This is a genomic window from Kitasatospora sp. MMS16-BH015, assembly GCF_002943525.1.
Taxonomy (GTDB): domain Bacteria; phylum Actinomycetota; class Actinomycetes; order Streptomycetales; family Streptomycetaceae; genus Kitasatospora.
In genome coordinates, this window is the sequence record NZ_CP025394.1 from 7,525,531 (window position 1) to 7,546,588 (window position 21,058).

20 protein-coding genes are annotated in these 21,058 nt (G+C 75.3%); 15 read left to right on the plus strand and 5 right to left on the minus strand.

Translation table 11 applies throughout. The annotated features are described in order from the left end of the window. The first annotated feature begins 154 nt into the window (after positions 1-154). Entirely contained in the window at positions 155-1,423 is a 1,269-nt protein-coding gene (locus CFP65_RS32270; RefSeq protein ID WP_104819491.1) for a sulfite oxidase, read from the plus strand. 79 nt (positions 1,424-1,502) lie between these two features. Then, positions 1,503-2,120, plus strand: a complete 618-nt coding sequence (locus CFP65_RS32275; protein WP_158702464.1) for a TetR/AcrR family transcriptional regulator — start codon at positions 1,503-1,505, stop codon at positions 2,118-2,120. A gap of 80 nt (positions 2,121-2,200) precedes the next feature. On the opposite strand, the gene CFP65_RS32280 is transcribed toward CFP65_RS32275, so the two are convergent. The 5 genes from CFP65_RS32280 to CFP65_RS32300 all read right to left on the minus strand — a co-directional run bounded on the left by CFP65_RS32280 (position 2,201) and on the right by CFP65_RS32300 (position 6,594). After that, the gene (locus CFP65_RS32280; RefSeq protein WP_104819493.1) at positions 2,201-2,905 is read right to left on the minus strand and encodes a DUF2510 domain-containing protein; all 705 of its coding nucleotides are present in this window, start codon (positions 2,903-2,905) and stop codon (positions 2,201-2,203) included. Between the two features lie 73 nt (positions 2,906-2,978). Continuing rightward, positions 2,979-3,893 carry an acyl-CoA thioesterase II gene (locus CFP65_RS32285; protein ID WP_254552681.1) on the minus strand — a complete coding sequence of 305 codons (915 nt, stop codon included), beginning with the start codon at positions 3,891-3,893 and terminating at the stop codon, positions 2,979-2,981. Between the two features lie 177 nt (positions 3,894-4,070). Further along, on the minus strand, positions 4,071-5,306 hold the full coding sequence (locus CFP65_RS32290) for an MBL fold metallo-hydrolase (protein ID WP_254552682.1): 1,236 nt from the start codon (positions 5,304-5,306) through the stop codon (positions 4,071-4,073). A gap of 252 nt (positions 5,307-5,558) precedes the next feature. Beyond that, positions 5,559-6,014 (minus strand): MaoC family dehydratase, encoded by a 456-nt coding sequence (locus CFP65_RS32295; RefSeq protein ID WP_104819496.1) that lies wholly within the window; start codon positions 6,012-6,014, stop codon positions 5,559-5,561. A gap of 145 nt (positions 6,015-6,159) precedes the next feature. Then, positions 6,160-6,594, minus strand: a complete 435-nt coding sequence (locus tag CFP65_RS32300; RefSeq protein ID WP_104819497.1) for a pyridoxamine 5'-phosphate oxidase family protein — start codon at positions 6,592-6,594, stop codon at positions 6,160-6,162. A 220-nt stretch (positions 6,595-6,814) separates the two neighbouring features. Between CFP65_RS32300 and CFP65_RS32305 the strand changes: the two genes are divergently transcribed. The 13 genes from CFP65_RS32305 to CFP65_RS32360 all read left to right on the plus strand — a co-directional run bounded on the left by CFP65_RS32305 (position 6,815) and on the right by CFP65_RS32360 (position 21,055). Beyond that, positions 6,815-7,636, plus strand: a complete 822-nt coding sequence (locus CFP65_RS32305) for a hypothetical protein (RefSeq protein WP_104819498.1) — start codon at positions 6,815-6,817, stop codon at positions 7,634-7,636. A 437-nt stretch (positions 7,637-8,073) separates the two neighbouring features. Continuing rightward, a complete protein-coding gene (locus tag CFP65_RS32310) occupies positions 8,074-8,433 on the plus strand; it encodes a hypothetical protein (protein ID WP_104819499.1) in 360 nt (119 codons plus the stop codon). Continuing rightward, positions 8,427-9,395, plus strand: coding sequence for a hypothetical protein (locus CFP65_RS42235; protein WP_104819500.1), 969 nt, complete (start codon positions 8,427-8,429; stop codon positions 9,393-9,395). Before CFP65_RS32310 ends, CFP65_RS42235 begins: the two co-directional genes overlap by 7 nt. A gap of 198 nt (positions 9,396-9,593) precedes the next feature. Further along, positions 9,594-10,337, plus strand: coding sequence for an SAF domain-containing protein (locus CFP65_RS32320; RefSeq protein ID WP_104819501.1), 744 nt, complete (start codon positions 9,594-9,596; stop codon positions 10,335-10,337). Beyond that, positions 10,337-11,764, plus strand: a complete 1,428-nt coding sequence (locus CFP65_RS40055; RefSeq protein ID WP_174805592.1) for a hypothetical protein — start codon at positions 10,337-10,339, stop codon at positions 11,762-11,764. The genes CFP65_RS32320 and CFP65_RS40055 overlap by 1 nt, the downstream gene beginning before the upstream one ends. Next, on the plus strand, positions 11,754-13,379 hold the full coding sequence (locus CFP65_RS32330) for a CpaF family protein (protein WP_254552683.1): 1,626 nt from the start codon (positions 11,754-11,756) through the stop codon (positions 13,377-13,379). The genes CFP65_RS40055 and CFP65_RS32330 overlap by 11 nt, the downstream gene beginning before the upstream one ends. Before the next feature lie 28 nt (positions 13,380-13,407). Then, a complete protein-coding gene (locus CFP65_RS32335) occupies positions 13,408-14,412 on the plus strand; it encodes a type II secretion system F family protein (RefSeq protein WP_104819502.1) in 1,005 nt (334 codons plus the stop codon). Then, on the plus strand, positions 14,409-15,296 hold the full coding sequence (locus CFP65_RS32340) for a hypothetical protein (protein ID WP_104819503.1): 888 nt from the start codon (positions 14,409-14,411) through the stop codon (positions 15,294-15,296). The genes CFP65_RS32335 and CFP65_RS32340 overlap by 4 nt, the downstream gene beginning before the upstream one ends. A gap of 60 nt (positions 15,297-15,356) precedes the next feature. Beyond that, positions 15,357-15,638: a hypothetical protein gene (locus CFP65_RS32345; protein ID WP_158702465.1), complete on the plus strand. Its 282-nt coding sequence runs from the start codon at positions 15,357-15,359 to the stop codon at positions 15,636-15,638. Positions 15,639-15,709: 71 nt separating this feature from the next. After that, complete coding sequence (locus CFP65_RS39355; RefSeq protein WP_158702466.1) at positions 15,710-16,072, plus strand: TadE/TadG family type IV pilus assembly protein; 363 nt, start codon at positions 15,710-15,712, stop codon at positions 16,070-16,072. A gap of 47 nt (positions 16,073-16,119) precedes the next feature. Continuing rightward, positions 16,120-16,533 carry a TadE/TadG family type IV pilus assembly protein gene (locus tag CFP65_RS39360; RefSeq protein ID WP_158702467.1) on the plus strand — a complete coding sequence of 138 codons (414 nt, stop codon included), beginning with the start codon at positions 16,120-16,122 and terminating at the stop codon, positions 16,531-16,533. Between the two features lie 68 nt (positions 16,534-16,601). Further along, entirely contained in the window at positions 16,602-17,039 is a 438-nt protein-coding gene (locus tag CFP65_RS32355; RefSeq protein WP_104819505.1) for a hypothetical protein, read from the plus strand. After that, positions 17,039-21,055, plus strand: coding sequence for a LysM peptidoglycan-binding domain-containing protein (locus CFP65_RS32360; RefSeq protein WP_104819506.1), 4,017 nt, complete (start codon positions 17,039-17,041; stop codon positions 21,053-21,055). Before CFP65_RS32355 ends, CFP65_RS32360 begins: the two co-directional genes overlap by 1 nt. Positions 21,056-21,058 lie beyond the last annotated feature (3 nt).

The window sequence follows — 21,058 nt, forward strand, 5'->3', positions numbered from 1 at the left end:
CTCATGATCCGTTGATCATGACGGCAGAGTTGCGAGGCTGTGTCAAGGCTCGCCGTTCGGCGGACACCGACCGCGAAGATCCGTACGATCGGGTACCGCCCAGGCGGGTGCCGCCCAGGCCCAGCCGTCCGCCGGTCCCGAACGGAGCCCGCCCATGCACGAGTTCGAGTACGACCGCCGTCGTCGGCGGCAGTGGCTGGCCGGCCAGGCCCGGGCCGAGGGCGTCGAGCGGCGCACCCTGCTGCGGATGATGGCCGCGACCGGGGTGCTCGGCGGTACGGCCGCGGCCGCCGCCCCCCGGGCGATGGCGGCGGCCGGCTCCCCGGCCGCCGGCGGCCCGGTGCCCGGCATCGTCAAGCCGCTGCCGCCCGAGTGGTTCGTGCCGCGCGGCACCAACGCCGAGATGCGCTGGGACACCTTCCCCGCCGACGAGTTCCAGGTGCCGGTGGAGCGGTTCTTCGTCCGCAACCACACCAGCACCCCGGTGCTCGATCCGGCCGCCTGGCGGCTGCGGGTCTTCGGCAGCGGCCTGCGGGCCGGCGAGTCCGGTTACGGGCTGGACGACCTGCGGGCGATGCCCAGCCACACCGTCAGCGCGATCGTCGAGTGCGCGGGCAACGGCCGCAGCTTCTACGCCAGTCAGCAGCACCAGAGCGTGCCCGGCACCCCCTGGCAGCTCGGCGGCATCGGCTCGGCCCGCTGGCGCGGGGTGCGGCTGGCCGACCTGCTGCGCCGGGCCCGGGTCGGCCGACACGCCGTGGACGTGATGCCCGTCGGCCTCGACCCGGAGTACGTCACGGCCGACGGCACCGTGCTCGGCCACGTCCGCCGCCCGCTGCCGATCGCCAAAGCGCTGGACGACGCGCTGCTCGCGTACGAGATGAACGGCGAGCCGCTCACCCCGGACCACGGCGCGCCGGTGCGGCTCATCGTGCCCGGCTGGGTCGGGATCGCCTCGATCAAGTGGATCGGCAGCCTGGAGGTCTCGGCCGAGCCGCTCTACTCGCCCTGGAACACCGACTTCTACCGCCTCTTCGGCCCCGACTACCCGGCCGGGGGCACCGCCCCGCTGGCCACCCAGGTGGTCAAGAGCGCCTTCGAGCTGGCGCTCGGCGCGCAGCTGCCGCTCGGCGGGCCGCACCGGCTCACCGGCCGCTCGTGGTCGGGCGCCGCCGCCATCCGCGAGGTGGAGATCTCCACCGACGGCGGCACCCAGTGGCACCGCGCCCACCTGCGCGACCACCCCAAGGCCGACACCTGGACCCGCTGGAGCTTCGACTGGCACCCCGAGACCCCGGGCCGGTACGAGCTGCGCGCCCGGGCGACGGACCGTCAGGGCAACACCCAGCCCGTCACCGCCGTCTTCAACCGCGAGGGGTACCTGTTCGGGGCGGTGGTCGCGCACCCGGTCACGGTCGGCTGAGCCCGGCCCGAGGACGGCAGCCGGTCACCCCGCGTGCACACGGGTTCGCAGCGGGGTACCCGGCCCGTATCATTGACAGGTGACCAAGGTTGACCTGTCACCACGGCCGGTCGAGGCGATGTCGCCCCGTCAACTCGAACGCCGCCGGGCCCTCATCTCCGCAGCACTCGCATTGGTGACCGAGACCGGGGTCGAGCGACTCCAGATGAAACAGGTCTGCGAACGCTCCGGCGTCGCGCTCGGTACGGCCTACCGGTACTTCTCCTCCAAGGACCACCTGCTCGCCGCGGCGATCGCCGACTGGCACCGGCTGCTGCTCAGCGACCTGACGGCCGAGCTGCGCCACCCGAGGGCGGGCCTGAGCGGGACGGACCGGGCCGTGCGGTTCGTCCGGCACGGGATGCGGGCCTACCAGCGGCAGCCGCAGTTCGCCCGGCTGCGGGTGGCCGTCTCGGCCTCCACCGACCCGTTCGCCAGCGAGGCGCTGCAGGCGATGGCCCGGGCCGACGACGCGGCGCTCGGGGCGGTGATGAGCGGCCTGCCGCCGGCCGGCGGCGAGCTGGTGCGCCACATCGTCGGCCACGCCTGGCAGGGCGAGCTCACCGCCTGGGTGACCGGCCGCACCACCCTGGACGACGCGCGGCGCCGGCTGGAGGACGTGGTGCGGCTGGTGCTGGCGCCGTACGAGCTGGTCTGACGGGCCGTTCCGGTCCGACGGACCGTTCCGGTCTGACAGGCCGTCACTGCGGGTGCGGGCCGAGCTGCTCCGAGCGGCGGCTACTGCGGGTGCGGGCCGAGCAAGGTGTCGGCGGTGAGTGCCGCCGCGAGGGCCAGCGAGCGCAGTGGCTCGGCGAGCGGGAAGCGGGTCTCGTAGCGGCTGCCGTCCGGGCCGTCCGCGGTGATCCGGCCGACCTCGGTGCCGGTGGTGTCGGTGAGGATCAGCACGGGCGGCGCGTCCGCCCGGAGCCGGCCCGCCGGCAGGCCGTCCGCGAGCAGCTCGAACTCCGGGTGGCCGGGCGCCGCTGAGGGGAGGAGCTCGCCGAGGGGCCGGCCGTCCGGCCGGCTGACCGTGGTGGCCCCGGGGTTGGTCTTGCCGCCCTGGCCGACCAGCAGCAGGGGCATGCCGGTCGCGTCCCGGAGCTCGAACTGCCGGGCCGGGTGCCGGTCCTTGCCGCCGAGGAAGCGCAGCGCCTTGCGCGGGCCCGACTGCCCGGTCTCGACCACCGAGCCGCAGGGGGTGCCGCCGGCGTCCAGGACCTCGCCCGTCCGGCTGAAGGTGAGCAGGGGCGCCGCGAGCAGGGCCTCGGGCCCGGCCTGCTGGGGCGCCGCCGGGGCGGCGGGCGGGGCGGGCGGGGTGGACGGCGGGGGCGCTTGAGGGTGCGGCTGGGTGTGTTCCGTCCAGGCCGCGCCGTCCCACCAGCGGACGGCGGTGGGGGCGAAGGGGTCCTGGTACCAGCCCGGGGCTGCGGCCGTCTGCGTCACGGATCGAGCGTACCCGGACCGGTGGGGGCGCTCACGGAGGTCGCTGGGGCACTCACGGAGGTCGCTGGGGCACTCACGGGCGTCGCTGGCGCAGCAGGGTCTCCTGGACGGCGGAGGCCACCAGCTCGCCCTCGCGGTTGTAGAACTCGCCGAGGGCCAGGCCCCGGCCGTCCGAGGCGGAGGGGCTGCGCTGGGCGAAGAGCAGCCAGTCGTCGGCTCGGAACGGGCGGTGGAACCACATCGCGTGGTCCAGCGAGGCGAGCAGCACCTGCGGCGCCTCCTTGTGCGCCGCCCCGCGCTGCACGCGGTGCGGCTGCAGGTGCAGCGCGGTGGTGGAGGCCAGCGTCAGGTCGGAGAGGTAGGTGAGTGCGCAGACCTGGAGCAGCCCGTCCTCGGCGGGCAGCGGGCTGCCGGCCCGCAGCCAGACGAACTGCTGCGGCACGCCGGGGATCTCGGCGGGCATCCCGGGGGCGTCGGCCGGGATGAACCGCATCTGCATGGTGCGGAAGATCGTCGCCCGCTCGTACCCCTCCGGGTCGGCCTCGGCGAAGGCCGGCAGCGGGTCGGGCAGCTCCTCCGGGCCGGGCACCGGCGGCATGGTGCGCTGCCGCTCGGGGGTCTCCTCGGCGGTCTTGAACGAGGCGGAGAGGGTGAAGATCACCTCGCCGCGCTGGACGGCGGTCACCCGGCGGGTGGCGTACGAGAGCCCGTCCCGGACCCGGTCCACCTCGTAGGCGATCGGCAGGCTCGGGTCGCCGGGCCGGATGAAGTAGCTGTGCAGCGAGTGCACGTGCCGCTCGGCGCCGAGCGTCTGCCCGGCGGCCGTCAGCGCCTGCGCGGCGACCTGGCCGCCGAAGGCGCGCATCGGGGCCCCGGCGTGACAGCGGCCACGGAACAGGTTCTCGTCCAGCCGCTCGATCCGGAGCAGCTCGGCGAAGGCCCCGGCGGTGCTGGGGGCGGGGGTCTCCTGGCTGAGGGCATCGGTCACCCGCCCATACTGGCAGACCGGTGGCCCCCGCCGGTGGGGCGGGGGCCACCGGGTGTGTGGTGGAACGGGTTGCAGATTTGCCGTTTGGTGCGCCGGTCGGAGCGGTCGGAGCGGTCGGAGCGGTCGGAGCGGTCGGAGCGGTCGGAGTCGTCGGATCCGTCGGATCCGTCGGAGCGGTCAGACCGGGACGCCGTCGTCCTCGGCTGACGGCCGGCCACCGGGGGCCGGGGTGGCGGCGGGAGCGGAGTCGGGCGCGGCGGGCCGGCCCGGGATGGTGGCGCTCGCGGGGAGCGGGGCGTGCAGGGGCGCGGTGCCCCGGGGGACGGCGGCCACCGCGCGCCACCAGAGCTGGAGGGCGGGCGGGGCGGCGGGCTCGAAGGAGGCGCCGGGGCGCGGCATCGCCAGCTCGGCGCCGAGCGCTCCGGCGGCTGCCAGCGAGCGCTCCGGCGGCTCCTCCCAGGGGTGCGGGGCGAGGTTGAAGGTGGCCCAGTGCACCGGCAGCATCAGCCGCCCGCCCAGGTCGAGGTGGGCCCGGACGCCCTCCTCTGGGGTCATGTGCACCTCGGGCCAGTACTCGCTGTACGCGCCGACCTGCATCATGGTGGCGTCGAAGGGGCCGAGCCGGCGGCCGATCTCGGCGAAGCCGGGGAAGTACCCGGTGTCACCGCTGTGGAAGACCCGGTGCTCGGGCCCCGCCACCACCCAGGAGGCCCAGAGCAGGTGCGGGCTGGTGCGCGGGCCCCGGCTGCAGTAGTGCCGGGCCGGGGTGGCGGTCAGGGTGAGTCCGGCCACCCGGGCCGACTCCCACCAGTCCAGCTCGACGATCCGGTCGGGGGCGATGCCCCAGTGCTCCAGGTGGGCGCCCACGCCCAGCGGCACGGCGAAGGTGGTGCCGAGCGCGTCCAGCGCCCGGACGGTGGGCAGGTCGAGGTGATCGTAGTGGTCGTGCGAGATCACCACCACGTCCACCGGGCCGAGCTCGGCCAGGCTCAGCGGCACCGGGTGCAGCCGCTTGGGCCCGATCCAGCCGAACGGGGAGCAGCGCTCGCTCCAGACCGGGTCGAAGAGCACCCGGCGCCCGTCCAGCTCGGCCAGCACGGTGGCGTGCCCGAGCCAGGTGAGGCGCAGGCCGGAGGCGGGCTGGGTGGCGAAGTCGATCGACTGCGGGCGGTGCAGCGGGACGGCGGCGGCGGGCACCCGGCGGGCCCGGTCGCCGGTCAGCTGGGCCCGGGTGATCTCCAGCGGGGTGCGCTCGTAGACCAGGCGCCTGGTGGGCACCGGGTTCTGGAAGCCGCCGTCGGCGAAGTGCGGGGAGGCGAGGATGCGGGCCAGCCGCTCGCCCTTGGGGTCGGCCCCGAAGGGCTCGGTGCGGACACGGTGCCAGGCGGTGCGGTACCAGGGGGTGGCGGGCACGGATCCTCCACGGTCGAGACTGTCCGCAACGGCGTGCGAGGCGGCGTGCGTGGCGGCGCACGGCGGCGCCGTGGGCGGGCGCCGTCGTACGACAACCATCTCAACGGGACATTACCGCTCAAGCCCGGTCAGGACCCGGCAGATTCGGGCAGCCGGGTGGCGAGGCTGATCGGTCGGTGCCCGGACGGCCGGTCGGGTCGCCGGTCGGGTCGCCGGTCGGGTCGCCGGTCGAGCTGTCGGGCGAGCTGTCGGTCAGGCTGCGTAGAACCGGGTGATGGTCTCCGCCACGCAGTGCGGCTTGGTGCCGCCCTCGCTGGTGATGGTGTACCGGACCAGGGCCTGCACCCCGCCGGGCACCTCGTCCGCCGAGAGCAGCACGGCGGTGGCCCGGACGGCGGTGCCGACCGGGACGGGGGCGGGGAAGCGGACCTTCTCGGAGCCGTAGTTGAGCGCCATCCGGACGCCCTCCACCGCGTAGCACTCCTTGGCCAGCACCGGGATCAGCGACAGCGTCAGGTAGCCGTGCGCGATGGTGCCGCCGAACTGGCTCTCCTTGGCCCGCTCCGGATCGACGTGGATCCACTGGTGGTCGCCGGTGGCCTCGGCGAAGAGGTCGACGCGCTGCTGGTCGATCACGTGCCAGTCGCTGGTGCCCAGCTCGGTGCCGACGGCGGCGGTGAGGTCGGCGAGGGAGGCGAAGGTGGTCACAAGGTGCTCCTGTGGGGCTGCTCCGGGGCTTCGGCTCAGCAGTATGCCTACTGGGGAGTCACTTGTCAGGGGGCAGTCCGGGGCACCTGCGCCGCGCTGCGGGTCGGCCGGCGTCTGTCGGTCGGTGCCGGTCAGCCGGCGCGGTTCAGCCGGCGCGGTGCACGGCCTGGCCGGCCGGGAGCAGGCGGCGCCCGCTGAGCAGCTCCGGGGTGAGCAGCACGAACAGTTGCGGCTGGCCGTCCACCCAGGGGCGCGGGCCGGTGCGCAGCAGGTGTTCGTGCAGTGCCGGGTCGCGGACCAGCTCGGTGCGGCCGTGCACCAGGACGCTCCAGCCGGTCCGGGTGGCGGGGTCGAGGTGGTCGGCCTGGAAGGCGGCCACGGTGCCGTCCAGGGCCCGGGAGACGGTGCTGCCCTCGCGGAGCGCGAGGACCAGCCGCCCGTCCGCCCCCACCTCGAAGGCGACCGGCAGCACGGCGGGCAGCGCGTGCTCGGTGTACACCACGCGTCCCACGGGCACCGTCCGGAGCAGGCTGAGGCACTGCGCCTCGCTCAGGGTGTCCACACGGTTGTCACGGTCCATGCCTCTGATGGTGCCCGCCCGGGCCGGTGCTAGACAGGGCCCATGGTCCCGGGAGTGGACCGAGTCGGTGGGCCGATGGTCCTTGGTCGCTTTGTTGCCCGTCGAGGGCTCCCGTCCGGGTGAGTTGACGGCGGGCGGGGCCGGGGCGGGCGGGACAGCGATACCTTGGCGGCCGGACGGGGCGGCGTGCCCCAGGGGCGAGGGGGAGGGGCGGGTGCGGATGAGCGGCGGCATCGAGTTGGTGGTGATCGGTGCGGACGGCGGGCCGGAGCGGGGGTACGCCGGCTCGGCCCGGGCCGGCGAGGGGGCCCGGCTGCTGGCCGACACCCTGCCCGGCCGCACCTTCGACGCCGGCTGCCGGGTGACCGAGGTGCCGCCCGGGGCCGACGCCAACGCGATGCTCACCGCGCTGCGCGCCGCCGCCCAGCGGCCGGCCCGCTGGCTGGTGGTCTGCCTGCTCGGACAGCTCACCGTCGACCCGCGCGGCAGACGCCTGGCCCTGGTGACCGGCGGTTCCACCCCCGACAACGCCTACCGGCGCGGGCTGGCCTGGGACTGGGTGGTCTCCACCATGGTGCACGGCGACCAGGAGGACACCCTGCTGCTGCTCGACGCGGTGGCCGACCGGGAGACCTGGGCCGCCCTGGAGCGCGGCGGCGAGGATGGTGCGGGCGAGCTGCTCAGCCACTCCCGGGTGCCGCTCTGGGGCCGGCTCGGCCGCTACACCCCCGGTCGGCGCGGCCGGGACGCGGTGCTGCCCGGCGGGCCGGGCTCCTTCAGCCAGGCGCTGGCCCGGGTGGTGGAGCACGGCGTGCCCGGCGCCCCCGCCGCCGTCGGCCCGGTCGAACTCCAGCCCGCCGTGGAGGCCGAACTGGCCGAGAGCGGGGAGGCCGCCCGATTGCTGACACCTGGCGAGAACGGGCGCCTTCTGATGCGCAATCGGGCCTCGGTACGCGGTGCATTGGCCGGATTGTCGCTTTCGGAAGAACTGTTGGCAGTTCTGTGGCGCGAAAACGCCCCAACCGATCCGCCTTCCGCGTAAGGTCAGGTGGCCCGAGGTGTTGCCGGGGCGGGGCAGGTTGGCGAAGAATCGCTGCCCCCGACGGCGCCCGACGGGAGGGAGTGGCACCGAGGGACGACGGATTTCTTCTGGCGGCACGATCTCGGTTCCCGGCTGTCTGCCGGGAGTTGGGGCGGCCGCGATGAGGTGGGGCGATGCGGCAGCGCGGAATTGTGGTGCGCCCTGGGGTGGTCGGGGCGTGCGGGGTGTCACTGCTGGTTTTCCTGACGGCTTGTGGGGCGAGTGGTGAGTCCGGTGCCGCCGACCGGGTCACCGGTTCCGGTGCACTGCCCAGTGCCGTTGCTCCGTCCGCTCCTTCGGGTGATTCGGGTACCGGCGGTCTGCCGTCTACCGAGGGTGTGCAAGGCGCCTACGGGCGGGTGGTTCTGAGGGCTTATCAGAACTGGTGGGACGCCCAGGTGAAGGCTTTCGGCCAGACCGGATCGGACAGTTCCTGGCTCAGCGGGGTCGCCTCGGGCAAGGCGCTCAGCGATTCGGTGGCCACCATGAAGCAGCTCCACGAGGCCAAGCTGGTGATGAAGGGCGCGCCGCGCACCGCCCCGGTGGTCAGCACCCTCACCCCGGCCGACAAGCCGACGGCCGCGACCGTCAAGGACTGTCTGGACGTCTCCGGCTGGCACCAGGTGGACGCCGCCAACGGCGCCCTCAAGGACCCGGCGCAGCGGCTGAGTCGGTACCCCGCCACCGTCAAGCTCAGCCAGGTGAACGGTAGTTGGATCGTCATCGACGTCACCCGTGAAGTGGGGAAGACATGCTGAGGACACTGCGGAGCATCCCGACCGCCGCCGTGCTCGCGCTCGCCCTGACCGGCGCGTTCGTCCAGGCCGCCGCGGCCGACCCGACCGACGACCCGAGCGGCGGCGTCTACGAGTGCGACAACCGCAACATCTGCATCATCGTCACCGAGCCCGGCGGCAACCCCAGCCCCGGCTCGACCACCCCCGGCACCGGGGGCGGAGGTGGCGGCGGGGTGCAGACCTGCATGTGGAACGGCAAGCAGTGGCCCTGCTGGGACGACGACCTCGGCTGGTTCAACTCCTCGAACGGCTGCTACTACAAGCGCTCCAACCCCCAACCGCCGGCCGGTGACCCGGAGTGGGGCACCCACGACCCGGCCAAGGGCGCGATGTACGACGTCACCTGCCGCGGCGCCAACGACCAACTGACCCCGCTGGACCCGCAGTACTTCGCCGCCCCGCCCGGCGGCGCCCCGCCGCCGCCCACCCCGCTGGCCGTGGCCACCGAGCTGGTACGGGAGTTGAAGATCGGCGACCTGACGGTGCACGCCGCTCCGCTCACCACGGCCGTGGTCGGCGCCCCGGTCTGGCTCTGGTACGACCGCACCGACGACAACGCCGGTGATCTGCGCAAGACCGCGCAGGGCACCGGGTTCTCGATCACCGCGGTGGCGAAGTACCAGGGCGTCACCTGGGACACCGGCGAGTCCGACGGCATCGGCGGCACCCACCAGGTGAGCTGCACCGGGGCCGGCACCCCGTGGACCTCGGGCTCCACGGCCCGGTCCGACTGCACCTACGCGTACACCACCTCCTCCGTGCGCCAGCCGGACACCGCCTACGCCCTCACCGCCCGCGCCTGCTGGACCATCGACGCCCGGGTCGACCAGACCGGCGTGAAGGTGGGCAACTTCCCGCCCGTCTGCCGGACCAGCGAGCCGATCGAGCTGCGGGTCGGCGAGGTGCAGGTGCTCAACAACTGAGGCCCCGAGGCCTCTTGGCGCCCGAGCAGCCGAGTTCCACGCCCGAGCACTGCGAGTCCCACGACCGAGCACCCGAGTCCCACGACCGAGCACAGCGAGTTCCACGACCGAGCACAGCGAGTTCCACGACCGAGCACACCGACCGGCGGGCACACCCCCCGTAACCCGCCGGCACCCCGTACGAAAGGCCGAAGCCCGGTGGAGAACCGAACCTTCCCGTCGCCGAGCACCGGCACCGCCACGCTCGCGCCCGAATCGGCGCGCCCCGCGCCGCACGCGCCCGCCCGGGCGCTGCGGGCGCGGCGGCGTCGGCCCGCCGTGCTCGCGATGGCGGTCGCGCTGATCTCGGCCGGCGGGCTCGGCGGGGCGGTGCTCTACAACAGCACCGGTCAGCGGATCGCCGTGCTCGCGCTGGCCCGGGACGTGCCGATGGGGCAGGCGCTCACCGCCGACGACCTGGTGGTGGCCCGGATCGCCGGTGACCCGGCGCTGCACCCGCTGGACGCCCGCGACCTCGGCAAGGCGATCGGCCTGCGGGCCACCGCCGACCTGCGCCAGGGCGGCCTGCTGGTCAACGGCGACCTCTCCAACGCACCGCTGGTGGGGGCCGGCCAGATGACCGTCGGCCTGGCCGCCCGGCGCACCCAACTGCCCGCCACCAGACTCCAACCCGGCCTGCGGCTGGTGGTGGTCTCCACCGCCGACGGCTCCACCGCCGGCTCCAGCCGCACCCCGGACACCCTGACCGCCACCGTGGTCACCGTCGGCCGGGCCGACTCCGACGGCAGCACGGTGGTGGACGTGGCGGTGAGCCCGGGCGACGCCACCAAGCTGGCCGGCTGGGTGGCCGGCGGCAAGTTCCAGGTGCTGCTCGCCCCCCGGGACGGTGCGGGTGCCGCCTCGCCCGCCCCCTCGCCCTCCGCCTCCGGGGGTGGGGCCTGATGGCGGTGATCGCGGTCGTCGGCGGGCCCGGCGCCCCCGGCGCCACCACCACCGCCCTGGCCCTGCTGCTCGCCTGGCCGCTCCAGCCGGGGCGCCGACTCCTGCTGGTGGAGTGCGACCCGGACGGCGGCGCCGTGCTGGCCGGCGCGCTGGAGGGACGGGTCGAGGCCGTCTACGGCCTGCGCAACCTCGCCGTGGCCGACCGGCGCGGGCTGCTCGCGCAGGCGATCTGGGAGCAGCTGATCGACCTCTCCCCGGCCGGCAACGGCGAGCGCCTGCTGCTGCCCGGCCTCACCGACCCGGCCCAGGCCCCCGGCCTGGCGTACACCTGGGAGCCGCTGGTCGAGGCGCTGCACGCGCTGGAGCCGCAGGGCTACGACGTGCTGCTCGACCTCGGCCGGTCCGGCGCCCACGGGGCCGGCGCGGTGCTCACCCGGCGGGCCGACGCGGTGGCCGTGACCGTCCGCTCGACGCTGCGCGGCCTCAGCTCGGCCCGGCCCCGGCTGGCCGCGCTACGGGAGGACCTGGAGCACCAGGGCACCGGCGCCGACGCGCTCGGCCTGCTGCTGATCGCCGAGGGCCCGTACCCGGCCGCCGAGGTGGCCCGCCAGTTCGGCGTCCCGGCGCTCGGCCTGCTCCCGCACGCCCCGCGCACCGCCCGGATCCTCTCCGACGGCGGTGACACCACCGACCGGCGGTTCGTCCGCTCCGAGCTGATGCGGACGGCCCGGACGGCCGCCGACCAGCTGCAGCTCCTGGTCCGCCGACGCCGCCAGCGGCTCGCCCCGGGCGCCGCCCAGCCGGGCCCGGTGCCGGCGTCGCCCGCTCCGATACCGGGCGTCGGTCAGCCGTACCAGGCCGACGGTCAGCCGTACTCGAGCCAGTCGAACCCGAGTCAGCCGTACCCGAGTCAGCCGTACCCGAGTCAGCCGTACTCGAGCCAGCCGTACCAGAGCGCCGGCCTGCCGGTGGAGAGCGCGGCCGGGTATCCGGGTGCCGCGCCCGCTCCCGTGCCGCCCGGCGGTGGCTACGGCGGGTACCAGGGCGAGGGTGGCCACCCGAGCGGGAGCGGGTATCCGGCCGAGGGCGGCTTCCCGCCGGAGCCGCACCCGCTCGCGTACCCGCAGACCGGGGGCTACCCGGGGGCGTACCCCGTGCCGCGACCGCCGCAGCCGGCCGCGCCCGCGCCGTTCCCGGGGGCCCCGGGCGCCGCAGCGGAGGCCTCGGCCTCGTGGGGACCGTCGGGTTCGCCGGGCTCATCGGTTTCGTCCGGCTCACCGAGCTCTCCGAGTTCACCGAGCTCCTCGGGCTCGCAGGTCCCGGCAGACTCGCCGGCATCGCCGGCCGAGGCCGGGGAGCCGGTGGCGCCCGGGACGGACCAGGGCGGGCCGCAGATCACGTACGGGGAGGTGCTCCGTGCGCGGTAGTCCACTGCACCAGCGCCCGCCGCAGGGCGATCCGGCCGCGCTGCCCTGGGCCGTCAGCGCCGAGCCGGCCGGGTTCGGCGCGGCCCAGGCACATCCTGCTCAGCCGCACCAGGGCGGCCCGGCCCACGAGGGCGGGGCGGCGTACTCGGGCGGTCAGCAGACCGCCGCCGGGCGGGGGTTCACGCCCGGGCCGGTCAAGGCCGTGTCCGCGCTGCAGCCGGTCGGGGTGCGACCGGCCGTCGATCCGCAGGTGGCCCGCGAGCTCAAGCGGCAGGTCGCCGCCGAGCTGCACCAGCAGCTCTCCCGGATGGAGGGCGGGGCCGGCCTGGAGGCCGACCGGGCGACCCGCCGTCAGCGGGGGCGGGCGCTGATCGAGGAGGCGGTGGCCCGCTGGTCCGACGCGTACGCGCAGACCCACGGCATCCCGCCCACCCGCGAGCAGGACCGGGCACTCGCCGAGGCCGTCTTCGACCTGCTCTTCCGGGCCGGCCGGCTCCAGCCGTACCTGGACGATCCCGAGATCGAGAACATCCTGATCAACGGCTGCGACGACGTCTGGATCTCCCGGGTGCACCAGCCGCTGCGCCAGGTGCCGCCGGTGGCCGACAGCGACGAGGAGCTGATCGAGCTGCTCCAGGACCTGGCCCGCCAGCACGGCGGCGGCGAGCGCAGCCTCTCCACCGCCAGCCCCACGCTCGCGCTGCGGCTGGAGGGCGGCATGCGGCTCCAGGCGCTCACCGAGGTGACGCCCAGGCCGTACGTGGCGATCCGCCGCCACCGGGTGGCTTCGGCCACCCTGGCCGACCTGGTCGCGCTCGGCACGGTGGACTCGACCCTGGCCGCCTTCCTGGCCGCCGCCATCCGGGCCCGGAAGAACGTGATGATCACCGGCACCCAGGGCGTCGGAAAGACCAGCCTGCTGCGCGCGATGGCCGCCGAGATCCCGCCGGACGAGCGGATCGGCACCCTGGAGTCGGAGTTCGAGCTCTGGCTGCACACCCTCGGCCACCTGCGCCAGGTGGTGCCGATGGAGGCCCGCGAGGGCAACGGCGAGCGGGTGGACGGCCGGATGGCGGGGGAGCTGAGCATCGGCGAGCTGATCCCCGCCGCGCTCCGGATGACGCTCTCCCGGATCATCGTCGGCGAGGTGCGCTCGGGCGAGGTCGTGCCGATGCTGCGGGTGATGACCAACGGCGAGGGCGGCTCGATGTGCACCCTGCACGCCCGCGCCCCGCACATGGTGGTGGACCGGATCGCCGAGCTCTGCCTGGAGTACGGCGCCCACATGACCGACAGCCTCGCCTACCGGCTGACCGCCAACGCCGTGGACCTCATCGTGCACGTGGCGATGGTGGACGAGACGGCCGTCGGCGGCCGGCGCCACCGCTTCGTCTCGCACGTCCTGGAGGTCACCGGCCTCGGCGAGAACGGCCGCCCGGCGATGAACACCGTCTTCGGCCCGCGCCCGGACCTGGGCGAGCCGCGGGCGGTGCCGCACACCCCGCCGCAGTGCCTGGACGACCTGCGGCGCACCGGCTTCGACGCGGGCAGGCTCCAGTCCCCGTACGGTAGTTGGAGCGCGCCGCTGGCCCTGCGGATCGGCGGGGTGCGCTGATGGACTTCTCTCCTGGCGGGGTGCGCTGATGCTGCTCTTCGTGATCTGCGGCCTGGCGATCAGCGGCGGCCTGGCCGCGCTGGTCTTCTGGCTGGTCGGCAGCGACCGGGTCGAGCAGGACGACAATCCGCTGACCGGGCGGCTGCACACGCTCTGGTACGGCGCGCCCGGCGCCGCCGCGCCGCGGATGGTCCGGCTGCGCCGGATCCAGGTGGCGGTGGCGCTGATCGGCGCCCCGCTGGCCTGGCTGTTCACCGCGATCCCGCTGGTGGCCCTGTTGGTGGTGCTGGCCGTGTTCGGGGTGCCCTGGCTGGTGGATGCGACCCGCTCCGACACCCGGCGGATCGAGCGGCTGGAGGCGCTGGCCGAGTGGACCCAACGGCTGGCCGACGTGCTGCTGTTGGGCGTCGGCCTCAACCAGGCGCTGCTGACCAGCCGCCGCACCGCGCCGCCCGCACTGGAGGCCGAGATCGCCGAGCTCACCGCCCGGCTGCAGTCGCGCTGGCGCCCGGAGGACGCGCTGCGCGCCTTTGCCGACCAACTCGCCGACGCCACCTCGGACAAGGTGCTGGCCGCGCTGGTGCTGCGGGCGGGCGACAGCGGCCCCGGCCTGGCCCGGGCGCTCGCCGACATGGCCGAATCGGTCCGCGAGGAGGTGCGCCAGCGGCGCACCATCGAGGCCGACCGGGCCAAGCACCGGGCCACCGTCCGCTGGCTGGTCGGGATCATCCTGCTGGTGATCACGGCCGGGCTGTTCAACCCCCGGTACAGCCAGCCGTACACCTCGTACACCGGCCAGGTGGTGCTCGCCGTGGTCGCGGCGGGCTTCGTGGCGGTGATCGCCTGGATGCGGTCGCTGGCGAGCCACACCCCGCTGCCCCGCCTGCTCGAACCCGACCGGCGGAGCAAGGCCGGGCCGCTGCCTGGCAGTTCGGGCGCGGGTGCGGGCTCGGGCTCGAGCTCGGGCGAAGAGGCCGGCGAACAGCCGTCCGGCTCGGCCGCACCGGCCGCCGGGATCAAGGAGCTCCGATGATCTCGCCCTGGGCCGTGCTGGCCGGTGGCGTCGCCGCCGCCGGTCTCGCCCTGCTCGTCTCCGAACTCCGCCCGTCGCCACCGGACTTGGGCCAGGCGCTGGACCGACTGCACCGCTCGCCCGCCGACCGGCGGGCCGAGCAGGAGGGACAGCGGCTCTCCTGGTACGACCGGGTCGGCGACAGCGCCCTGCGGCTGCCCGGGGCCCGGATCCCGCACCAGCAGCTCGCCCTGGTGGGCCGCACCCCCGCGCGGTTCATGGCGCACAAGCTGCTGTTCGCGCTGATCGGGCTGCTGCTACCCGGCTACCTGCTCGCGATCGCCGCCTTCAGCGGATTCCAACTCCCCTTCGTGCTCCCGATCGTGGTGGCCCCCGCGCTGGCCCTGCTCGGCTGGCTGGTGCCGGACGCGATCGTGTCGGCGGAGGCCAAGGAGGCCCGGACGGAGTATCTGCACGGGATCGCCGCCTTCCTCGAACTCGTCGCGCTGGAGCGGGCCGCCGACCTCGGCCCGGCCGAGGCGCTACGCCGGGCGGCGGCCGTCGGCCGGGGCACCGTCTTCCGCCGGATCCGCGACAGCCTGGAGCGGGCCGCCACCGACCGGCTGCCCCCCTGGGACGGCCTGGACGCGCTGGCCGCCGAGTTGGGCCTGGCGCCGCTCCAGGACGTGGCCGACATCATGCGGCTCTCCGGCACCGACGGCGCCGCCGTCTACGACACCCTCCGGGCCCGGGCCAGGGGCCTGCGGGGCGAACTCCTCTCCGCCGACCTGGCCCAGGCCAATGTCGACAGCGAACGCATGGTCGCGCCCGGCACCCTGCTGACCCTGCTGATGACCGTCCTGATCGTCTTCCCGGCCCTCTACAAGATGATGGGCTCCGCCTGATCCGCGCGGCGGGGCCCCGCTCCCTCCCCCCCCCGACCTCCTCCCCCGAAGGAATGTGACATGAACCGGATCCGTCCACTGCTTGGCGCGGTAATGCTGCCCCTGATCGGCGCCACCCTGCTGCAGCTGAAGTTCGGCGCTCAGCTGTTCACCTACCGGATCGGCCGGGCCAAGGCCGCCCGGGTGGCCGGCGACCGAGGCGCGATCAGCATCGAACTCGCCCTGGCCGTCGTCGCGTTGGTGCTGATCGCGGGCGTCATCATCGTCGCCCTGAACACCCTGGCGAAGGACAGCGCCGACAAGGTCAAGCAGGTGCCGCTGCCGGCCCCGGCCAACACGTGATCCTGCCCCAGTCGCACCGCGCCGCCGGGCGGCCTCGCGCCCCCCGGCGGCTCCGCGGTGACCGGGGGTCGATGTCGATCAGCCTGGCGATCATCTTCCCGGTGCTGCTGACCATCGTGCTGCTCGTGGTGCAGGCCGCGCTCTGGTGGTACGCGAGCCAGGTCGCGCTCAGTGCGGCCCGCGAGGGCGCGGACGCGGGGCGGGTGCTCGGCGGCTCGGCGGCGGCGGGGCAGCGGCAGGCGGAGACCTTCGTCCGGAGCTTCGACAACCTGGCGGAGTACCGGGACGTCACCGCCACCCGCAGCGCGGTGAACTGCCAGGTCGTGGTCAAGGTCCGGCCGTTGGGCATCCTGCCGCTGATCGGCATGCCCGACATCACCCGCCAGGTGACCGCCCCGGTGGAGCGGTTCGTCAGCCCGGTGGCCGCACCGTGACGGGCCGGCGCACCGGCGCACTCCGGGGTGACCGGGGGAGCGTCGCGGTGGAGGCCGCGATCCTCGCGCCCGCCGTGGTGCTGCTGGTGCTGTTCGTCACCCTGGTCGGGCGTATTCAGAGCGCCCAAGGGGTAGTTGATGCGGCAGCCCGGGCAGGTGCCCGGGCCGCCACCATCTCGGTGCGGCAGGACCCGGAGACCGCCAAGCAGCAGGCGGAGGATGCCATGAACGCGGTGCTCAAGGACGGCGGCGTCAGCTGTGCGCCGTTGACCGTGGGCGACCCGACGTTCCGGCTCGACGGCCCGGACGGCCTGCAGACGGTCGAGGTGACCATCGGCTGCGACGTACCGGTGGGCGATCTGCTGCTGCTGAACGGGGGTTGGGGCCACAAGCACCTCGCCAGCGGGTTCGTGTCGGTGGTCGACCGCTACCGGGAGCAGCCCGGCCGGGCTGCACCGTGAGCAGTGATCTGGTACCACAGAGTGAGCAGGAGTCGTACGGAGGTGGGGAATTGAGGACAGGGCGGCGGATGCCGGTCGGCTGGGGGGCCGACCGGGGGGCGGCCTCCGTCTTCGTGGCGATCAGTGTCGCCGCGTTGGTGCTGGTGGCGGCCATGGTGCTCGACGCCACCGAGAAGATCCGGATGCGGGTGGGCGCCGACTCGGTCGCGCAGGAGGCCGCCCGGGCCGCCGGTCAGCAGCTCGACCAGGCCGCCCTGCGGGACGGCCGGTACCAGGTCGACCAGACCGCCGCCCGGCGGGCGGCGCAGGACTACCTGGACGCCTACGCGCACGGCGCCACCGGCGACACCGAGTTCAACAGCGACGACCGCACGATCCCGGCCGGGACGGTCCGGGTCAAGATCGAGAAGCACTACCGTCCGCTCCTGTTCGGCGGGGACACCGTCGTCCCCGGGATCGGGTTCGCCACACTGGTGCACGGAGTCACGGAACCGGAGAACGGCTGATGGCCGCGCCACGAGCCAAGGACCAGAAGCGCACCGGGACAGCCGGTGCCCAGACCGAGAACGCCGGTGGCCGCGGTGCCGAAGCCGGCGGCCGCAGCGCGAGCGCCGGTGGCCGTACCGGTGCCGCCGGTACCCGGTCCGGGGCTGCGGGCGCTCTCGTCCCGGCCGGGCGCCGGGCCGCGCCGGTGCGCCTGCGGCGGCGCCGCACGGCCGGCTCGGTGTTCACCGCCCTGGCCGCGCTGGTGGCGCTGATCGGGCTGCTGATCGGTCTGCCCGCCGTGCTGCTCTACGGCACCGGCGCGGTGGCCGCGATGGGCGGCCCGAGCAGCGCCGGCCTCGGCGACCTGCTGACCAGCCCCGACGACGGGCGGCTCTTCCTCTGGGCCCTGGTCGCCGTCGGCTGGGTGGCCTGGGCCTGTTTCGCCCTCTCCGTGCTGCTGGAGATCCCGGCCCAGCTGCGCGGGCGGATCGCCCGCCGGCTCCCCGCCTTCGGCTGGAGCCAGCGACTGGCCGCCGGCCTGGTCGGCTCGGTGCTCGCGCTGCTCCCGGTGGCCGGGGCCTCCTTCGCCGCCACCCCCGAGCGGGCCCCCGCCGTCTCCGCCCCTGCCGGCCTGACCGCGGCCCCCCGGTACGCGGCGCTGCCCGCCGCCGCAGCCGCCCCCGCGCTGGCCCCGGCCGCCGACCAGCTCCCCGGCTACACCGTCCGGGACTCCCGTCCGGCCGACAGCCTCTGGTCGATCGCCGAACGCCAACTGGGCTCCGGCGAGCGCTGGGTGGAGATCGCGAAGCTCAACAACGGCCGGGTGATGGACGATTCCGGCATCCGCTTCGACGCCGACCGCCCGATCCAGCCCGGTTGGCAGCTGCTGATGCCCGCCGACGCCAAGCCCGACCAGGCCGGCCGGCCCGCCACCCCCGCCCCCGCGCCCGCCACCGGGCAGCAGTCGGGCGGCGCAGCTGCGCACCAGGTGACGGTCAAGGACGGCGACAGCCTCTCGGCCATCGCCCAGCGGGAGTTGGGCAGTGCGGAGGACTGGCCCCAGCTGTTCGAGGCCAACAAGGGGATCGGCGCCCCCGACGGCGAGAAGCTGACCGATCCGGACGTGGTGATCCCCGGCATGGTGCTCACCATCCCGGGCACCTCCGCCGCGCCTGCTCCGGCCCCCGCTCCCGCCCCGGCGCCGACCCCGGTCACCCCGCCGGCGGCCACCGGTGGCGACACCGCCACGCCGCCCGCGAGCACACCCGCCACCCCCGGGGCGCCCACCCAGGGCCCGGTGGTGCCCACGGCTCCGGCACCGGCCCCGTCCTCGGCCTCGCCCAGTCACGCTCCGCAGTCCGCGCCGCCGAGCCAGGGCGCCACGCACCTGCCGAGCCAGACCCCGAGCCACGCCTCGCCGGCCCCGGCGCACGCCACCGCCAAGGTCACCCCGAGCAACGACTACACCGGCGCGCTCACGGCCTCCGCCGTCGGCGTGCTGCTTGCCGCCGTGATGATCGGCACCGTGCAGCGCCGCCGGGGCGACCAGCAGCGGGCCCGCCGCCCCCGGCACCGGATCACCCTGCCGCCGGCGCCGATCGCCGCCTTCGAGGCCGAGCTGAAGGTGCGGCAGAACGCGGCCGGGATCGACCTGCTGGACCGGGCGCTGCGCACGATGGCCCGCAACACCGTCCGCACCGGCAAGCGGCTGCCCGCCCTGGTCGCCGTCCGGGTCACCCCCGGCCGCACGGTCGAGCTGCACCTGGCCGCGCCCGCCGCGCCGATCGCCCCGTTCCGCGCGGCGCACGCGCCCAACGTCTGGTGGTGCCCGGAGGACTCCTCCGAGCTGCTCTCCGCCGGCCAGGCCGCCAAGGCCAACGCGCCCTACCCCGCCCTGGTCACCCTGGGCAGTGCACCGGACGGCTCGGTGGTGCTCGCCGACCTGGAGACGGTGCGCCTGATGCACCTGTCCGGGCACCCGGACGACGCACGGGACGTGCTGCGCACCCTGGCCATCGAGCTCGCCCACAGCCCGCTGGCCGACCGGCTCCACCTGCACCTGGTCGGCATCCCCGACGACCCCGCGATCAGCGGCCCGGCCGCCGAGCGGGTGCACCGCTACGACACCCTCCAGCAGGCCCTCACCGCCCTCGGCCCGCGCACCGCCCGTGCTCGCGCCACCCTGGTGGCCGCCGAGGCGAGCAGCCCGCGGGACGCCCGCAGCCGGGGCCACGCCGACGAGTCCTGGGTGCCGGAGATCGTGCTCTCCGTCCAGCCGCCGAGCGGCACCCTGCCCGCCGAGCTGGGCCGTCTGCTCGACGGCACCCCGCGCACCTGCCTCGCCGTGGTCGCCCGCGCCCCCGAGCGCGGCAGCGGCCCGGTCGCCCGCTGGACCCTCCCGAGCACCGGTCTGGCCACCATCCCCGGCCTGCACCTGGGCGTGGAGCTCCAGCGGCTCACCCCGCAGCAGTACGAGCAGTGGGGCGAACTGCTCAGCAGCGCCGAGGACCTGACCCAGCACCCGGCCCCGGACTGGACCCTGGACGGCCCTGAGGAGGACGACCTCCCGCTGCCGGTCCCGGCCCTGGTCGGAGCCGGCCCGCAGGCCGACACCGCCGCCACCGCTGCCGTCAACGGCCACCCGCCGCAGACGGTCAGCCGGGTGATCGCCTCCGGCACCAGCCCGTTCGCGGGCATCAGCCCGGTGGCCAACCCCGGCCAGCGGAACGGCCGGCACAGTGCGAACGGCCTGGGCCTGGGCCTCAGCGCGGCCAAGTCGCTGCCCAGCGGCAACGGTTCCGGCGCGAAGGGGCTGGGGCCGGCCTTCGGGCTGATGCCGGAGGGCAGTGAGCCCGTGGCCGCCATCGAGTCGCCGGCCGAGCAGACCGCCGAACTGCCCCTGCCGGTCGCGGAGCTGGTCGAGCCCGAGCCGGAGGTGGCGCCCGTGGTCGAGGTGCCGCCGATGCCGACGGCTCCGCCGGTGGTGCCCGAGCCGGTGGCACCCTCGCACGAGGCCGGCCTTCCGTCGGCTGAGGCGCCGTCCGGATTCCCGCCGGTCGACGAGGTGTTCACCGCTCCGCCGCTCCAAGAGCCGGTCGAAGTGCTGGTCGAGGTGCCGGTGGAGGTGCCGGTGGAGCCGGCTCCGGTGCACGATGCGGCCCCCGCTCCCGATGCCCGGCCGAGTGAGTCGCGGCCCGAGCCGATGGAGTACGCGGCGCCGCCGGCGGCTCCCCGGACGGACAGCGACGAACTGCTGGCCATCCTGCGGTCGCCGGAGGCACACAGCACGCGGACGGCGCCCCGGGTGCGGCTGCTCGGGCCGGTGGACGTGCTCGGGGCGACCGGGCCGGCCGACCCGGCGAAGCTGGCCCAGCTCACCGAGCTGGCCGCGTACTTGGCGCTGCGGCCCGGAGTCGAACGGGCCGCGCTCGACCGGGCGCTGCACCCGGCGGGGGCGCACCTGGTGGACGGTTCGGAGTCGCCGCTGCCCGGTCGGGTGACGGAGCTGGCGGCCTGGCTGGGCGTGCTGCCCGACGGGCGGCCGTACCTGCCGGAGGGTTCGGCCGAGGGGTACTCCTTCGCACCGGCGGTGAGCTGCGACTGGGACGAGTTCCGCAGTCTGTACCGGCGCGGGATGCGCAGCACCAGCAGCACGGCCGACGCCGCGCTGGCGCACGCGCTCGCGCTGGTGCGGGGGGCGCCGTTCGCGGAGGCCCCGGGCGGGGCGTACACCTGGGCGGAGGCCGAGCGGCAGGACATGCTCGCCGCCGTGGTGGACACCGCCCACGAGCTGGCCGCCCGCCGCCTCCAGTACGGCGACCACCGCAGCGCCGAGGCCGCCATCTTCCGCGGCCTGGCCGTCGCCCCGGACGTGGAACTGCTCCACCGCGACCTGTTCTACGCCTACGCCTCGGCCGGCGCCCGCGACCAACTCGTCCGCGCCGTCAACCGCCTGGACGCCCTCAGCCGCCGCACCGGCCGCGACCTGGACCCCGACACGGTGGCCCTGCTCCGCGACCTGCTGACGGGCCACTGAGCA

Bases quoted from the DNA above. Each gene is read 5' to 3' on its own strand.
- CFP65_RS32270 (WP_104819491.1), top strand. From the start codon at position 155: ATGCACGAGTTCGAGTACGACCGCCGTCGTCGGCGGCAGTGGCTGGCC.
- CFP65_RS32300 (WP_104819497.1), bottom strand. From the start codon at position 6,594: ATGGACCGTGACAACCGTGTGGACACCCTGAGCGAGGCGCAGTGCCTC.
- CFP65_RS32360 (WP_104819506.1), top strand. From the start codon at position 17,039: ATGGCCGCGCCACGAGCCAAGGACCAGAAGCGCACCGGGACAGCCGGT.
- CFP65_RS39355 (WP_158702466.1), top strand. From the start codon at position 15,710: ATGTCGATCAGCCTGGCGATCATCTTCCCGGTGCTGCTGACCATCGTG.
- CFP65_RS32335 (WP_104819502.1), top strand. From the start codon at position 13,408: ATGCTGCTCTTCGTGATCTGCGGCCTGGCGATCAGCGGCGGCCTGGCC.
- CFP65_RS32345 (WP_158702465.1), top strand. From the start codon at position 15,357: ATGAACCGGATCCGTCCACTGCTTGGCGCGGTAATGCTGCCCCTGATC.
- CFP65_RS42235 (WP_104819500.1), top strand. From the start codon at position 8,427: ATGCTGAGGACACTGCGGAGCATCCCGACCGCCGCCGTGCTCGCGCTC.
- CFP65_RS32340 (WP_104819503.1), top strand. From the start codon at position 14,409: ATGATCTCGCCCTGGGCCGTGCTGGCCGGTGGCGTCGCCGCCGCCGGT.
- CFP65_RS32305 (WP_104819498.1), top strand. From the start codon at position 6,815: ATGAGCGGCGGCATCGAGTTGGTGGTGATCGGTGCGGACGGCGGGCCG.
- CFP65_RS40055 (WP_174805592.1), top strand. From the start codon at position 10,337: ATGGCGGTGATCGCGGTCGTCGGCGGGCCCGGCGCCCCCGGCGCCACC.
- CFP65_RS32355 (WP_104819505.1), top strand. From the start codon at position 16,602: ATGCCGGTCGGCTGGGGGGCCGACCGGGGGGCGGCCTCCGTCTTCGTG.